16 protein-coding genes are annotated in these 15,433 nt (G+C 64.9%); 6 read left to right on the forward strand and 10 right to left on the reverse strand.

Annotated features, from left to right (window positions below; translation table 11 throughout):
* Both ACLFQI_RS05270 and ACLFQI_RS05275 read left to right on the forward strand, forming a co-directional pair.
* On the forward strand, positions 1-1,257 hold a 1,257-nt coding region (locus ACLFQI_RS05270; RefSeq protein WP_410757831.1), incomplete at its 5' end, for an alpha-E domain-containing protein.
* Positions 1,254-2,147: a transglutaminase family protein gene (locus ACLFQI_RS05275; protein ID WP_410757832.1), complete on the forward strand. Its 894-nt coding sequence runs from the start codon at positions 1,254-1,256 to the stop codon at positions 2,145-2,147. The genes ACLFQI_RS05270 and ACLFQI_RS05275, both read left to right, overlap by 4 nt.
* Before the next feature lie 73 nt (positions 2,148-2,220).
* Here ACLFQI_RS05275 and ACLFQI_RS05280 read toward each other — a convergent pair whose 3' ends face one another.
* The 6 genes from ACLFQI_RS05280 to ACLFQI_RS05305 all read right to left on the reverse strand — a co-directional run bounded on the left by ACLFQI_RS05280 (position 2,221) and on the right by ACLFQI_RS05305 (position 8,062).
* Positions 2,221-3,123 carry an EamA family transporter gene (locus ACLFQI_RS05280; RefSeq protein WP_410757833.1) on the reverse strand — a complete coding sequence of 301 codons (903 nt, stop codon included), beginning with the start codon at positions 3,121-3,123 and terminating at the stop codon, positions 2,221-2,223.
* A 10-nt stretch (positions 3,124-3,133) separates the two neighbouring features.
* Complete coding sequence (locus ACLFQI_RS05285; protein WP_410757834.1) at positions 3,134-4,540, reverse strand: hypothetical protein; 1,407 nt, start codon at positions 4,538-4,540, stop codon at positions 3,134-3,136.
* Between the two features lie 63 nt (positions 4,541-4,603).
* On the reverse strand, positions 4,604-5,197 hold the full coding sequence (locus tag ACLFQI_RS05290) for an ABC-type transport auxiliary lipoprotein family protein (protein ID WP_410757835.1): 594 nt from the start codon (positions 5,195-5,197) through the stop codon (positions 4,604-4,606).
* 140 nt (positions 5,198-5,337) lie between these two features.
* Positions 5,338-6,429: an MlaD family protein gene (locus ACLFQI_RS05295; RefSeq protein WP_410757836.1), complete on the reverse strand. Its 1,092-nt coding sequence runs from the start codon at positions 6,427-6,429 to the stop codon at positions 5,338-5,340.
* 26 nt (positions 6,430-6,455) lie between these two features.
* The gene (locus tag ACLFQI_RS05300; RefSeq protein ID WP_410757837.1) at positions 6,456-7,274 is read right to left on the reverse strand and encodes an ATP-binding cassette domain-containing protein; all 819 of its coding nucleotides are present in this window, start codon (positions 7,272-7,274) and stop codon (positions 6,456-6,458) included.
* Between the two features lie 11 nt (positions 7,275-7,285).
* Positions 7,286-8,062: an MlaE family ABC transporter permease gene (locus tag ACLFQI_RS05305; protein ID WP_410757838.1), complete on the reverse strand. Its 777-nt coding sequence runs from the start codon at positions 8,060-8,062 to the stop codon at positions 7,286-7,288.
* 283 nt (positions 8,063-8,345) lie between these two features.
* Here ACLFQI_RS05305 and ACLFQI_RS05310 point away from each other — a divergent pair, with 283 nt between their 5' ends.
* Entirely contained in the window at positions 8,346-10,127 is a 1,782-nt protein-coding gene (locus ACLFQI_RS05310) for an AAA family ATPase (RefSeq protein ID WP_410757839.1), read from the forward strand.
* 301 nt (positions 10,128-10,428) lie between these two features.
* Here ACLFQI_RS05310 and ACLFQI_RS05315 read toward each other — a convergent pair whose 3' ends face one another.
* A complete protein-coding gene (locus ACLFQI_RS05315; protein ID WP_410757840.1) occupies positions 10,429-10,653 on the reverse strand; it encodes a hypothetical protein in 225 nt (74 codons plus the stop codon).
* A gap of 213 nt (positions 10,654-10,866) precedes the next feature.
* Here ACLFQI_RS05315 and cysC point away from each other — a divergent pair, with 213 nt between their 5' ends.
* From cysC to ACLFQI_RS05330, 3 genes are all read left to right on the forward strand, one after another.
* A complete protein-coding gene (gene cysC, locus ACLFQI_RS05320; RefSeq protein ID WP_410757846.1) occupies positions 10,867-11,529 on the forward strand; it encodes an adenylyl-sulfate kinase in 663 nt (220 codons plus the stop codon).
* 318 nt (positions 11,530-11,847) lie between these two features.
* Positions 11,848-12,009 (forward strand): hypothetical protein, encoded by a 162-nt coding sequence (locus tag ACLFQI_RS05325; protein ID WP_410757841.1) that lies wholly within the window; start codon positions 11,848-11,850, stop codon positions 12,007-12,009.
* A gap of 85 nt (positions 12,010-12,094) precedes the next feature.
* Positions 12,095-12,463, forward strand: a complete 369-nt coding sequence (locus ACLFQI_RS05330) for a hypothetical protein (protein ID WP_410757842.1) — start codon at positions 12,095-12,097, stop codon at positions 12,461-12,463.
* Between the two features lie 229 nt (positions 12,464-12,692).
* Here ACLFQI_RS05330 and ACLFQI_RS05335 read toward each other — a convergent pair whose 3' ends face one another.
* From ACLFQI_RS05335 to aprA, 3 genes are all read right to left on the reverse strand, one after another.
* The gene (locus ACLFQI_RS05335) at positions 12,693-13,214 is read right to left on the reverse strand and encodes an FKBP-type peptidyl-prolyl cis-trans isomerase (RefSeq protein WP_410757843.1); all 522 of its coding nucleotides are present in this window, start codon (positions 13,212-13,214) and stop codon (positions 12,693-12,695) included.
* A gap of 4 nt (positions 13,215-13,218) precedes the next feature.
* The gene (locus ACLFQI_RS05340; protein ID WP_410757844.1) at positions 13,219-13,569 is read right to left on the reverse strand and encodes a hypothetical protein; all 351 of its coding nucleotides are present in this window, start codon (positions 13,567-13,569) and stop codon (positions 13,219-13,221) included.
* Positions 13,570-13,643: 74 nt separating this feature from the next.
* Positions 13,644-15,433, reverse strand: a 1,790-nt coding sequence (aprA, locus tag ACLFQI_RS05345; RefSeq protein ID WP_410757845.1) for an adenylyl-sulfate reductase subunit alpha, incomplete at its 5' end; no start/stop codon positions are given.

Raw genomic sequence — 15,433 nt, forward strand, 5'->3', positions numbered from 1 at the left:
GAGCGCCAGGAGACGCTGATCGTCAGTCCGGATGCGAAGGCGCCGGCGGTGGTGCCGGCGGTGGTGCAGGAGAATGAGGTCTCGTCCCGGGTGGCCGACAACCTGTTCTGGATCGGGCGTTATGCCGAGCGCGCCGAGGGGCTGGTGCGCTTGCTGCGCATCGTCATCATCCAGATCAGCGAGCGCAGCAGTCTGGCCGACGAGACCGATGCCGATGGCTGCCTGCGGTTGTTGCTGGCGGCGCTGACGCGGCAGACCCAGAGCTTTCCCGGCTTCGTCGGCGAGGGCGCCGCCGAGCGGCTGGCGCAACCGGTGCCGGAGGTGCTGTCGCTGATCAGCGATCAGACCCGCGCCGGCACGCTGCCGCAGACCCTGCAGGCGCTCGGGCAGGCGGCCTGGTCGGTACGCGAGCGCCTGTCCAACGACACCTGGCGGGTCACCAACGACATCGAGCGCCGGCAACGGCTGCTCACCCAGGCGCCGCCGCGCGGACTCGGCCGGGCCCTGGATCTGCTCGACCCGCTGATCACCTCGCTGGTCGCCTTCTCGGCGCTGACCCACGAGAACATGACCCATAACGAGGGCTGGCATTTCCTCGAGGCCGGCCGGCGGCTGGAGCGGGGTCTGCACACCGCCTCGCTGTTGCGCTCGACGCTGATCAGCGTCAGTCCCGACTTCGGCGAATCGATCCTGGTCGAGGCGGTGCTCGGTGTCACCGATAGCCTGATCACCTATCGGCGGCGCTACCAGGCCGGCACGCGGGTGGGCGCCATGCTGGATCTGGTCTTGCAGGATGAGACGAATCCGCGCGCATTGGCGTACCAGATCGCGCGCTTGTCGCAGCTGGTCGACGAGATGCCCGGCGACAGCCTGTCGACGCGCCGCACGCCGGCCCAACGCATCCTGCTGCGGCTGCTCGCCGAACTGCGCCTGGCCGAGCTGGATCTGCTCGCGCGCCCCAGCGAGGGCGGTCTGCGCCGCGAGGCGCTGGAGGGCTTGCTGGCGAGCGTCGAAACCTCGATCAGCGCCCTCTCCGATGCGATCACCGCGCAATACTTCCGCCATGAGGAACAGCCACATCATCTGATCGGGCAGCGTTCCCAGGCCTCGGGGCAGGACGCGCTCGGAGTGCGCACGACGGCATTCGGTGCCGCGGAACGGGGAGCGAATGGCGGGCGGGCAACCGCATTGGGCGCGCCTGGATTGGGGGCAACGGGAGCGGGCGCGGGCGGATGCCTGCAGGGGGAGGCGCGATGAGGTATCAGGTCACCCATCTGACGCGCTATGGCTACAGCGATCCGGTCTCGCTCTGTCACAGCATCGCCCATCTGAAACCGCGCGAGACGCCTTGCCAGCGCTGCATCGCGGCCAACCTGCGGATCAATCCCTGGCCCTCGGTGGTGCGCGAGCATCGCGACTTCTTCGGTAATCGGGTCAATTATTTCTCGATCCAGCAGTCGCACCTGCAACTGGAGATCAGCGCGAGCGCCGAGATCGAGGTCACGGCGCCACCGCTGCCGGAGCCGGCCGCGACGCAGTCCTGGGAGAAGACGCGCGCGCGCTTGCAGACGCTGCGCGCGGCCGCGGGCGCCTCGGCGCGGCTGTTCGCCTTGCCGTCGCCGGCGGTGCCGCTGGAGCCGCTCGCGGCCGATTACGCGCGCGCGTCGTTCAGCCCGCAACGACCGCTCCTGGAAGCGGCGTTGGATCTGATCGGCCGTATCCACCGCGACTTCGACTACGATCCGACCTCGACCACGGTCGCCACCCCGCTCGCCGAGGTGCTCGCCCAGCGCCGGGGGGTCTGCCAGGACTTCGCCCATCTGGCGATCGCCGCGCTGCGCGGACTCGGCCTGGCGGCGCGTTATGTCAGCGGCTATCTCGAAACCTTGCCGCCGCCCGATCAGCCCAAGCTGCGCGGGGCCGATGCCTCGCATGCCTGGCTGGCGATCTATTGCCCGGAGGCACAGGCGACCGGCGGCTGGGTCGATCTCGATCCGACCAACGATTGCCCGATCGGCGATCAGTACATCACCACGGCGATCGGGCGCGATTATCGGGACGTGACCCCGGTGCGCGGGGTGTTCTATGGCGGTGGCGAGCACAGCCTGGCGGTGTCGGTCGATGTCGATCGGATCGCGTCGGGCTGAGGGACGGGGGCAGGGCTGCGGCAAGCGTCCGAGGGAACGGGCAGGGCCGCGGGATCCTTCGCGGCGCTGACGGCTAGAGCTGCGTCAGCACGAACAGGCCGAGCAGCAGGATGGCGCTGCCGAGCAGCTTGGTGCGGGTGCCGCCCTCGGCGAAGAACCAGCGCCCGATCAGCACCGAGAACATCCCGGCGGCGCGCTTCACCGCCATCGCATAGCTCGCGAGGGTCAGGCTGAGGGCGATCTGATCGGCGATGCGCATGAGCGCGAAGAGCAGCCCGAGCAGCAGCAAAGGCTTGGTCTGGCGGGCCAGATCCGGTGGCAAGACCTCGCGATAGAAGCGCCGATCCTGGAGGCTGAACAGCGTGAACAGGACGATGGGATTGACCACCGCGACCACCACCGCGAACGAGAGCGGGTCGGACCGCTCGATGCCGATGCGCCCGAGGGTGGAGGCGGCGGCGAAGCAGCCGGTTGCCATGAGCGTGAAGGCGCTGCCCGGATTAGTGAACAGGCGCAGCAGCGGTTGCTGCCAGTCCTGCTCGCCGCCGCTGAGGGCGAGCACATAGCTGCCGATGATCAGCAAGCCGATGCCAGCGAAGCCGAGGGGACCGGGCAGGGCATCGGTGAGCAGCCATTCGAGGATGATGACGAACGCCGGTGTCAGCGTCAGGATCGGCCCCACCAGGGAGATTTCGCTGCGCTTGATGGCGATGTTCAACGACCAGCCGCCCAGGCCGGAGAGGAGTCCGCCTAGGAGCACGGCGCCGAGATAGACCGGGTCGTCGAGCGGGAATTGGCGATACCAGATCGTCAATGGCAGGGTCACCAACAGACTGGCGAGGTTGACATAGAGCGTGAGCGCGCGCGCCGACAGGCTCAGGCTCAGGTGTTTGGTGACCGCGAGCCGCGAGGCATGGAAGAACGCCGACAGCAGCGAGAACAGGATCCACAGATGGGCATGGGCGGCGAAGTCCATGGCGAGCGTCCTACCGAGACCAACCCGTGGCGAGGTCGTGCAAAGCGTGGCGGTTATAGGCCGCGAAGCGGCGTTGGAAGTCCGCGCGCTGGCGCCAATCGGCGTCCGTGAAACAGCCCTGGGAACGCAGCACGCGAACGCTCGGGATGCCGGGAAACGAGAACAGCCCGGCCCCGCCGATGCCGGACAGGAGCTTGACCTGAAGACTCAGCAACAGCGGCCCATCGCTGCTCGGGCTCGGATGGCCGCGCGCATCCATGGGGCTGAGGGTCAGGCTATAGCAGGGTTGGTTCAGGGTCATGCAGTGCATGCGCCGAGCCGGCGCGGCGCGGCGTAGGGCTTGGGCGACCGGGTCGGGAAGGTCACGCAGGCCGTGGGCGAGCGCGAGCAGGCCGGCGTTGCTCGCGGCACTCAGACCGAGTTGGTCGAGCTGTTCGGCGATGCGCGCGCTCGGCAGGAGCCGATGCCGTTGCCAGGGTGCCGGCGGCTGCGTGGCGCCGGTGAACGCCTGCAGCAGCAGGGTCGCGGTTTCGGCGAGACGGCGATGCAGGCTGCGAATGTACCGCTCGAAGGCCGCTGTCGCCAGCACATCCCAGTGTTCGATCTGTAGCAAACATCCGAGCGGCCGCTGACCGGCGCAGGTCGCGGCTGGATCGGGCGGCAGCAGGGTGATGCCCGTGCGCGCGAGATCGGCCAAACGCTCGTACAAGAGCGTCGGGCCGAGAAAGCTGAGCGGATCGAGACATTGACGCATCAGCATCGGGTCGCGCTGATCGGCGAAGCGCTCGACCTGTTGCAAGGGCTGCAATTCACAGGCCCGCCAGTAGATCAGGTGCAGATGAAACTGCTTCAGCGCCTGTACGCTCTCGCGATCATGGGTGTGGGGATCGCAGTTGAGCGCCAACTGCAACCAGCCGCCATCGAGGTCGAACGCGCGCCGGATCTCGGGGCTGGCGACGAAGCGGCGGAAGTTCGCCGCCGTCTGCCAGAGGACGCGGCCGGTGGCGGGCGCTACCGCGCTGGCATCGGCCTTCGCCGGTTGCTCCGCGCTCGGTGACGAGACCTCGCTCAGCATCAGATCGAACAGGGCATGCGGCGCGGCCTTGTCGATCAAGGCGAGGCGATCGCTGGGAGGGGCGTGTTGCCCGCGACCCGCTTCGGGTCTGGCACCGAGATCGGCACCGGGGCTGACTCCAGGATCGACTCCGAGCCTGGCCCCAGGGTCGGCTTTGGCGCTGGCTCCAGGCGCGCCGCCATCCGCGCGCGGGATTGTCAGGGTTTGAATGCAACGACGCTGGAAGCGCGCCATTGGCGTGCTGCCGTACCGCTCTTGCGCGCTCAGCGCAAAGGCCGGCGGTGGCCCCGGGATGCGTAACCGATGCCAGGCCACCGGCATGTGGCCGATCTCGGCCGGCATCAGCGGCGCGAAGGGGTCCGCGCGGTGTCGCAGTCGTTGTCGAGGCCGGTGTCGAGACAAGGCTCAGTCGCGACCCGTCGCGTTGCGCGCGAACTGGGGCGCTTGGCGCTGAAGGTCGCGCACGGCCTCCGAGAGCAGCCGCCCGCTCAGACGATTGAAGGCGCGCACCATCGCCTCGGGGGTGCTCGACCGGGTGGGCTCGGTGCCGCTGTAGGCCTGCGAAAAGCGGGTGGCGCGGTCGTCGCCGGCGATCAGCGTGAGATTCAATGCCAGGCTCACCGAGGGCGGGTCGGCGGTGGGCCGATGTTCCAGGCGCGTGAGTTCCCCGTTGAGCATGAAGTCGGCCCGCGCCCGGTCGGCGATCGCGACCGTGTAGGCAAAGGTGTCCGCCGCGCGTAACGCGGAGATCAACGCCTCGGCGAGCGCCTGCCCGGGCACCGCCTCCCAGAGGAAGTCGTCATAGCGCTGCACCTGTAGCGGCTCCTCGGCGGTGCGAAAGACGATCTGGGTTCCGCCCAGGAAACCGCGCGATCCCAGAGGCGTCACCAGCAGGGTGCCGGGGATGCTCCGGGCGCTTGGCGTGACGCTGATCTCGGGCTGCAGGCTGTAGAACTGCTCGCGCACTGGCGGTCCCGAGCCGCCACAGCCGCCGAGCATCAGCAGTAACAGACAGAGGCCGCCAATACAGACCGATCCGGCTGGCCTAACCGAATCGGCTGGCTCGGCTGAATCGGCACTAAGAAAGCGCGCGCGCGGAGGGCGGGGCGGTGGCAATCGCCGCCGGCCGAGGATGCCGATCAACGCTCGAACCATGGGGCTTGATCCTCCTGCTCGCGGCCACGCAGCAGCGAGGTGGGTTGCTCGCGCAGCTCGCGCGCGAGCGCCGACAGGTTACGCGAGGCGTTCTCGATGTTGGCCAGGATCGGCGTCAGGGTCGCCGACAGCTCTTGCAACACATATTGCACATCGTCGAGCGAGCCCTCGACATTCGGGCGGCTGGTCTCGACCAGGCCGCGGAGTTCGTCGGCGAGCGCGCCGTAGCGGGCGACCGCCGCTTGGATATCGTCGGTGCGCGCCGGCAGGGTCGAGGATACGGTGGCCAGATTGTCGGAGAGGCGCTGCACGGTACTCAGGATCGTTTGGATCTGTTGCGGGTCGATACTCTGCTCGATGTCGGCGCTCAGCTGGACCAGGTTATCCAGCACCGAGCCCAGCCCCTGCCCGAGATCGGCCCCGAGTTCGCCATCCTCGGCCTGCTCGCCGAACATCGCCAAGAGGCCCTGAAGACGTTCTTGCAGCCGGATCAGCGCCGGGCGAATGCTCTCGTCGAGGGTCTGTTGCGCCTGCGCCAGCGCGGCGGTGATCTGCATCCCCAGATCGGGCGCGCGCTCAATCGTCGGGATGGCGCTGTCAGGACTCAGGGTCGCGGCCGAGGTTCCCGGAACGATACGGATGATATTGCCCTGCAACAAGCCAGCCGAGGCCAATTGGGCGACGCTGTCGGCGGGCACCGGCCAGGCCTGCTGAATGTTCAGCATCACGCGGAAACAGGGCAGGTCGGGCGCGCGCTCGGCGCTTGGTTGCGGGCAATCGTCGCGGTCGGGGTCGTGCTGGAAGACCGGTTCCAAGGCGCGCACTTGGCCGATCGTGAAGCCTTCCTGCATCACCTCGATGCCGCTATCGAGCCCATCCGCATCGAGGAAGTAGGCGCGCAGGCTGTAACCGCCGAACAAACCGGGGACGAGCAGCAGCAGGATCGCGACGACCACGCCGGCCATCAAGAGCACGAAGAGCCCGGCCAGCGTCAGGTCGCGATGCCGGTCGTGGGCCTGACGCTTGCCAGGCGCGCCCAGCTCGGGCGGGGAATAGAGACGGTTTAACCTACTCATGCTGGTGATCAGCCTACAATCGACCGCTAAGGATGTCCTTCAAAGATCGTGCGCAGCTCGAGATCGTCGCGCCAGCGAGATTCCAAGCCAACGCGGGTGCCGGCGAACAGGAGCCGGCCGCGATCCATCACCGCCACCCGATCCTCGGGGCCGATGATCTCCAACATCCTGTTATCGGTGGCGATGAGGCTCAATCCCCGGCTGGCGCGCTGCACCTGCAAGATCGCCAGGATCTCGCGCAGCGCCGGTTGGTCGAGACCGTCGCTGAGGCCATCGCAGATCAACAGCTCGGGCTGATTGATCAGGGCGCGCGCCAACTCGACCCGGCGTTGCTGCCCGAGCGACAGCGCGCGTGGAAACTGATGCTCCATGCCATCGAGCTGCAACTGAGTGATCGCCAGTCGGGCGGCGCGGGCGAGACGCGCGCGGGTGTTCGCTTGCGCGCGCATCGGCAATAACAGATTCTCCAGCACCGTCAACTCATCGAGGAGTGAACCGCCTTGCAACACAACGCCGAGGCGACCGCGCAAGCGATTCATGCGCGTATCGTTCAAATGCGCCAAATCCTGCCCGAACAAGCGCACCGATCCTGCCGAGGGATGATCCAGGCCGAGCAGGAGCCGCAGCGTGAGGCTCTTGCCGGCCCCGTTCGGACCGATCAGCAGCAGCGCATCGCCTTGGTCGACCCTGAGCGAGAGATCGCTGAGCGCGCAGTGGCCTTTGACGTGCTGGAAGACCTGGTGTAACTCGGCCAGGGGAGCATTGGCCGAGTGCGGCTCGTTAGCCGAGGGAGCACCGGCTGGGGAGAGGCTGGCTGGCGTCGACTGGGCGGCTGTCCGATTCATGGCATCCACCTTCAGGGCGCCAGCACGAAGGCGAGGTCGATGAGCAGGATCGCGGTGACGGCGCCGATCATGGTATCGGTCGCGGCTTGGCTGACGCCGGCCACGTCACGCCCGGCGGCGATGCCGTTGGCGGTGGCGACCAGGGCGATCACGAGCGCGAAGATCAGCGGCTTAGCGAGCGCTTCGAGCAGATCGCTCGGCGACAGCGCTTGGCGCAGCGCCTCGTTGAAGAGGTAGAGCGGAACATCGGCCATCGCCAGCAGCCAGAGCAGCGCCGCGCTCAGCGCCACCAGCGTGCCCCAGACACTGAGCGCGAAGGACATCGCGAGCATCGCCGGCAGCACCGGCCCGGTGGTGAACTGGATCGGATTCATGCCGCTCACCAACAGTCCATCGACCTTGCCGCTGGCGATCAGGGTGGCCTGACGGGCGGCAAGCGCCACGCCGGCCCGGCCCGCGACCAAGACGCCGACCAGCAGCGGGATCAACTCCATCACCACCGCGTAGATCACCGGCACCAGGATCAGCCCGGGCAGATCGATCTCGGCGAGCAGCCGCGCCGCTTGATGGCCAAGGATGACGCCGGCGGCGACGGCGATCAGCGTCAATGCCGGCAACACCGAGAGTCCCGCCTGGCGCAAGGCGCGCGCGAGCGCCGGCAGATCGAGCTGCGCGCGGCCGAGCAGGATGTTGAGGTAAAGCTGCAAGCACAGCAGAAGCGTGACCGCCGCCAGCCCCAGGCGTTCCAGCGCGTTCAGGCGCGTGCGGCTGTTGCTGGTCTTGTTCATCCGAGTCGGGCTCATGACCAGCATCTTACCGCCTCACTCGGCAGTCTCGGCAAGATGTGTCACTTCATCGACCCCAAGCCCGACTGCGTCTTCATGGCCCTGCTTGGGACTGAAACCCACCGCGCGCGGCTGATCCATCGCCTCAACGCCATGCCGAGGCTAGAAAGCTTCGCCTCATCTTGCGCAAGCGAATTCAGCGGCACGACTGCTATGCTCAGACACACCGCAACCGTATTCGCACCCGCACCCGCAACAGCAACAGCAACAGCAACAGGCGCGCCCCATGCACTTTCCCTACGGCCTCAGCGATTTTGGCAAACTGCGCGAGCAGGAGTATTGGTACCTCGACCGCACCGACCGCATCCCTGCCCTGGAGGCCGCTGGCGATCAGTTGATCTTCCTGCGCCCGCGCCGCTTCGGCAAAAGCCTGCTCTTGTCGATGCTCGAGCACTACTACGATCTCAACCGCGCCGAGCAGTTCGCGGCGCTGTTCGGCAACCTCGCCATCGGCCGCGAGCCGACCCCGCTGCACAATCAATACTTCGTGCTCAAATGGGACTTCTCCTTGATTCCCGCCCATGGCGAGATCGCCGACATCGAGGACGCGGTGCATCGGCATATCAATGATCGCATCACTGCCTTCCAGCACCGCTATGCCTCGCAGCTACCCCGACCGATCAGCATCACGCCAGAGCACGCCATCTCTTCCTGGGAGTCGCTGCTCAGCACCCTCTCGCAAACCCCGCACAAGCTCTACCTGCTGATCGACGAGTACGACAATTTCGCCAACGAAGTACTGATGGCCGCGCGCCCTGGCAGCCAGGATCGCTACCAGACCCTGCTGCAGGGCGAGGGGCTGCTGAAGACGGTGTTCAAATCGGTCAAGGCCGCTGCCGGCGGGCTGGGGCTGGACCGGGTGTTCATCACCGGCGTCTCGCCAGTGGTCATGAGCGATATGACCAGCGGTTACAACGTCGGCGAAGACATCTACCTGCTGCCCCAGTTCAACGATCTCTGCGGCTTCACCGAGGCCGAAGTCGCGACTGTGCTCAGCCAACTGGCCGAGGAGGGCGGGGAGGGCGGCGATTGGACCGCCCCCGCCGCGCTCGAGACCATGCGCACCTTCTACAATGGCTATCGTTTCAGCGAAGCCGCTGAAGAAGGCCTCTACAACCCCACCCTCAGCCTCTACTTCTTCAAGGCCCTTGCCACCCAGGGCCAGTACCCCCGCCGCATGCTCGACGAAAACCTGGCCATGGACCGCAACAAGCTGATGTACATCACCCAGTTGCCCCAAGGCGAAGACCTGCTGATCGAGGCCCTCAGCGGCGATGACCGCATCCTGATCCCCGAGCTGGTGCAGCGCTTCGGCGTCGCCGATGTGCTCGCGGCGGTCAAGGATCAGCCGTTCATGGCCTCGTTGCTGTACTTCTTCGGCATCTTGACCCTGGCCGGCGAGGGCACACTTGCCAAGCTGATCTTGCGCATTCCCAACCTGGTCGCCCGCGGGCTCTATGTCGAGCGTCTGCGCGAGCGTTGGCTGCCGGCCCCCGAGATCCGCAGCCAAGCCCGCAGCGCCAGCGAAGCGCTCTACCTGACGGGCGATCTGACGCCGCTCTGCGATTTGATCGAACAGAGCTACTTCCGCGTGCTCTCCAACCGCGACTATCGCTGGAGCAATGAGCTGCTGGTCAAGTTCGCCTTCCTGACCCTACTCTTTGATGACCGGCTCTACATGGCCGTCTCCGAATTGGAGACCGAGCGCGGCTATGCGGATCTCGCGCTCATCGTGCGCCCGGACAAGCGCCGCTTTCAGGCGCTCGATCTGCTGCTGGAGTTCAAATACCTGGGCCTGAAGGAGCTTGGCCTCAACGGCGAGCAGGTCCGCGAGCTGCCGCGCGAGGCGCTCGCCGAGCGCCCAGCCGTGAAAGCCAAGCTCGATGAAGCCGAGGCCCAGGCGCGTGACTACGGCGGCACACTGATCGAACGTCATGGCTTGAAGGATCTGCGCGCCTTTGCGGTAGTTGCGCTGGGGGTGGAGCGGGTGCTGTGGCGGGCGCTCTGAGTAGGCGCGTGCAGCGGGCTTCGCTGCTAGACTGCGCCCATGTGCCACCTCATCGACCTTCAAGATCGACTGCGTCTTCAAGGCCCTACTCGGCTAGGGCTGGGCCGATCTCTACGGTCCCCCGCTCAACAGTGGCGAGTCCTCCACCCAGCTCAAGCCCACCGCTGCGATCTGGCGGCTCGCCGCCGATCCGCTGGCCGACCGTGATGCCTCTCTGCACGACTGCCGTCTGCGCGATGGCCAGGGCGGCCTTGACCAAGCCTTGGTCCGCCAGATGCCGCATCAGCTCCGGGAACCGATCCTAGTGACGACATTCATCCATCCGCTGTGCGGCGCCTGGCAGCAGCGCGACCAGGAAGACGACGGCAAGCAGGAAGACGGCGCCAAGCACCAGGATCAGCGCGAGTTGGCTCGTGGCGATCGAGAGACCCGCGAGGATCGCGATCATCCCGAGCAGCAGGCCTGCGGCAAGCATCAGGCCCGAGAGGATGACGGCAGAACGCATGGTGCGACAATTGAACGACATGACCGGACTCCATTCTGTTAGTGAATAAGCAAATACTAATACATGGTCGCGGAACTGTCCAGGTCGCCGCGCCTTGTTTGCGAGCGCGATCACGCCGCGACCGCAACAGCCTGCCCGGCGTCGTCGCTCGCGGATGATTGCCAGCCTCGACCCGCTCCCTTAACCTTCCCTGTCCACTCCATCGCTTCAGTCTTCTGGCATCGAGATTCCTCCATGGCGAACGATACGAATGTAACTTGGCACGATCACCGGGTCTCGCGCGAGGAGCGCGAGCGCTTGCATGGCCATCGTGGCTGCGTGATCTGGTTTACCGGCCTGAGTGGCTCTGGCAAGAGCACCATCGCTAATGTGGTGGATCATATGCTCGCGGCCCGGGGCGTGAAAAGCTCGGTGCTCGATGGCGACAATGTGCGCCATGGGCTCAATGCCGGCCCCGGCATGCTGCGGGAGACCCATGGCGAGGCCTATGCCGAGCGTTTCGGCTTAGGATTTTCCGCTGTCGATCGGGAAGAAAACATTCGTCGCATCGGTGCCGTCGCGCAACTGTTCTGCGAATCCGGCACCATTGCGCTGACCGCCTTCATCAGCCCTTATCGCTTGGATCGCGATCGCGTGCGGGCAACGATGCGCGCGGGCGACTTCATCGAGGTGTTCGTGGATACGCCCCTCGAAATCTGTGAACGGCGTGACCCCAAGGGCCTGTACAAAAAGGCGCGCGCGGGGGAGATCAAGCATTTCACGGGCATCGACGATCCTTACGAAGCGCCAGAGAACCCGGAACTCGTCGTCCATGCGGGCGAGGGGACGCCGGAAGCGCTCGCCATCGAGGTCATCGATCACCTCGTGCAACGTGGAATCCTGCCCGCCACCGATTGACAGCGGCCGGCTGGATCGAGCGGGGCCGTTGGACCGGTTCCCAAGGTCGTCGATGCCGCGAATTCCATCATGCCATGGCACCGATGCCGTCTTATCGCCGCTCGACCTGAGCGCCGGACGATACTCGCCCACAAGCCTGGATCCAACGCAATGGCCGTATCCGCAAGTCTGGGCGAATGGCGACAGGACTGATATTTACAAGAGATGTCCAGGCGGCTTTTCCTTGCGGTGGCTTGACAGCCTCGCTCCGCCGGGATAGCTTCCTCATTGCTGTCTCGCGCATACGCCGAGCTGGCCTTCCAAGCAAAGAGGTGATCGATGAGCGAACAAAAGAAAACGCGCCCGAAGGTTCCCGACGGCCACAGCCGATTTTGTCTGACCCGTCAGATGCCGCCCAATGAAAAGGGGTATGTCGGATACGAGGTGATTTGGGAACAGTTTCAGAAAGAGGTCGAGTATCAGACCCCAAAGAAACCCTGAGACGCCTGAGCACGGCGGCCGGGTGAACCGCCACGTTCGCCAGGCCGCGCGTTTGCGGGGTCAAAGCCGTGACAGATGATCGGAAATGCTATCTGCTGGCTTCGGGAAACCTGACCAAGACGGGATCACCAGGGTATCGAACGTGAAACTGACAGTGGCGAGCGCGCAATTCGACGAACAGCAGGCGCTATTCGTCGCCGAAATCGTCGAACGAATCAAGCTCAAGCTCCAAGAAGGGGGCGTCGAGCAGGATCAGCTAGAAGACCTGACGGCCAGTATCGCATTGAGCATCGCCGGCATTATTGATGATGTCGCGGGGGTCGAGGTCGAGGGTGTCGAGGTGCATCCCTATTTGACCTTCCGCACCGAGTCCGACGAACTCATTCATTGCGGCGAAAACGCCAATACCTACGAACACGTCTATGGCGCGATGCGGAAGCTGTTTCCCGCTTAGGCGATTTCTGTCAAAGCTCATACCGCCTTGCTGGTCTTTTCGCTCGCCTTCTTCGTCGCGGCGCCGGTCACAGAGCCCGGCGATGCTCCCGGCGATGCTCCTCGAAGGCAAACGAAAATCCTGCGCAATTCGACATGAGCTTTTCCGGCAATCGCCTTAGCGATTGCCCCAATCGCTCGCGGACTGGGCCGAGGCGATGAGATCGGGTCGGGATCGCCGCGGATTATGATCAGAGGGGTCGGGTTGGGAGTCCGCCGGTGTCCGGGCCGCTGTCCACCTTGCCGCCCGCGCGGATCTCCTCATCGGTCGCATCGCGCACGCTGAGGATCTCAAGCTCGAAGACGACCTGTCGGCCGCACAGCGGATTGTTGCCATCGATGGTCAGCGTCCTGTCGTCCATTCGGGTGACGAAGAAGCGCTTGGTTTGGCCCTTGTCGTTCTCCATCAGGATCTCGGTGCCGACTTCTCGGTATTCGACCGGGACGTTCTCGATCCGGTCGGTGATGACCAGGGACTCGTCTCGGGGACCGTAGAGATCGGTGCAATCGATCGGGATCTTGATCGTCTCTCCCGCCGACCGTCCCGCGAGTTCCGCCATCACTTGTGGCGCCAGCACCTCGTTACGACCCTGGACGTATCCCAGCGGGAATTCCACCGCCGTCAGGACGTCGCCGCTTTTCCGATCGACGACCCGATAGGTGAGTTCGACAAACTTGTTGTCCTCGATGGTGTGTCTGTTAGTCCGTTGCATGGCGTCAGAAGATCGAAGCGGCAAAGATCTTCACCTCTCCCTTCTCGTAGCCGAGGACCATGCGTCCTAGCCACTCGCCTTCTCGTGTTTGGCTCCGCACGCGGTAGAGGGCCGTGACATGCTCGCCACGCCTGATCAGGCCAAGAAAGTCCCTCTCCTCGACCAGGTTTCGCGCCAGCTCGCTGTGCGCAAACTGATGACCCAGTTCCACCTCGTTCAGGCCAAGTAATAGGCCATACGAGAACTTCTTGATGAAATTGCCGTAATCGCCCTCGTTGGAATACTTGATCAGCTCATCCCACATGGGATGCGCGATCTCAAGTAGCTCTTCGTCGGTCAAATCGTTGATATTCATTCACGGGGATTTCTGTACAGGAACGGCGCGGGGCCCGCTACTCGCGGGCCCCGCGCCTTCAGAGGCGCCTCGTCCTAGGCATCGACCAGGTGATAACAGGGCGCCTTTTCCATGGTGTATTCACCGGTCTCTGGATCGCGGCGCGATACCGTCAGCACATGCCAGTTGTCGTCGTCCACCTTCATGTGGTCACCGCGATAGTAGTAGCCCGGCCAACGGGTCTCCTCGCGGAACAGGGTGTGCTGAAAGACCGCTTCGGCGGTCATATGGCGGTGCTTCAGTTCCCATGCCCGCAGGAGTTCGTGGATATTCTCCGCGGCCAGCTTCTCGAGGTCCTCTTCCATGACCTTCATCTTCTTCAAGCCGATGTTCAGCAGCTTGTCGTTGGTCATATAACCGACCGTCACGCCGCCGCAGTACTCGTCCATCAGCTTCTGCAGCCGATCAAGGCCCTGGCGTGGGTTGATGTAGTTCGGGTTGACCGATCCGGCCGTGATCTCATTGCGATAGATCCTGTAGTGCTCCATCGGCCGATAGATCTCTTCCTTGCGACGGTTGATCTGCTCATCCGAGACGACGATGCCTTCGGCCTTGCCGTCATCGATGTACTGGCAGGCCGCCTTGGCCGCGAGGCGACCCTCGGTGAAGGAGCCGGAAGAGAAGGCGTGCGGCGTGCCGCCGACGGCGTCGCCGGCACCGAAGAGACCCTCGACCGTGGTCATGCGGTTGTAGCCCCAGAAGTACTCTGGCGGCGAGACATCCTCGGGACCCGAGCACCAGGCGCCGCAGCCGGTCGCGTGAGAACCCATGACATAGGGCTCGGAGGTCGTCAGCTCCGGATTCTCATTCTTGGGATCGACATCGGTGGCCGCCCATAGAACCGCCTGTCCGATGGTCATGCCGAGGAAGTTGTGCCAGCCGATCTCTTCGAGATGCGGGTCCTGGAACGCCTCCATGGTCACCATGTGGATCGGTCCGCGACCGGCGTTGACCTCGTTGATCAGCGCATGGTTGCGCAGACAGGTCGGAATCGGGCGATGGGTTAGGTGTGACGCCTCGATGTCCAGATAGCGCTTGCCGACCATCTCCTCGAGCGCCGGGAACCACTTGGACTCGTATTCCTCGCCATAGCCGTTCTGGGTGTAGGTCTTGAGGTGCAGGAAGTAGGCACCGACCGGGCCGTAACCGTCCTTGAAGCGGGCCAGCACGATGCGGTTCTCCATCTGGGTCATCTTCGCGCCGGCGCCTATCATCAGGCCATACGCGGAGCCGGACGACCAAGGCGCGTACCAAACGCGGCCGGCGCCCTCGCCAACCGAGCGCGGCTTGAAGATGTTGGAGGCGCCACCGGCGCCGCAGATCACGGTCTTCGATTTGAAGACATGGTAGTTGCCGGTGCGCACATTGAAGCCAACCGCCCCGGCCACGCGGTTCGCGTTGCTTTCATCCATCAGCAGATGGGTGACGCAGATGCGGTTGAAGACCTTGTCGGCCGACTTTTTCGCCGCATCGGCGACGATCGGCTTATAGGACTCGCCGTGAATCATGATCTGCCAGCGGCCTTCCCGCTGATAGGCGCCGGTCTTCGGGTCGCGCATCAGGGGCAGGCCCCATTCCTCGAATTGATGCACGGTCGAGTCGACGTGACGGGCCATGTCGAACAGCAGGTCCTCGCGGACCATCCCCATCAGATCGATACGCGCGTAACGGACGTGATCTTCCGGGTTGTTTTCCCCGAAACGGGTTCCCATGTAGCAATTGATCGCGTACAGGCCCTGCGAGACGGCGCCGGAACGCATGATGTTGGCCTTTTCGGCGATGACGATCTTCTTGTCCTGGCCCCAATAGCGGGCCTCGAACGCGG

This window comes from Halochromatium sp., assembly GCF_046541315.1.
Taxonomy (GTDB): Bacteria; Pseudomonadota; Gammaproteobacteria; order Chromatiales; family Chromatiaceae; genus Lamprobacter.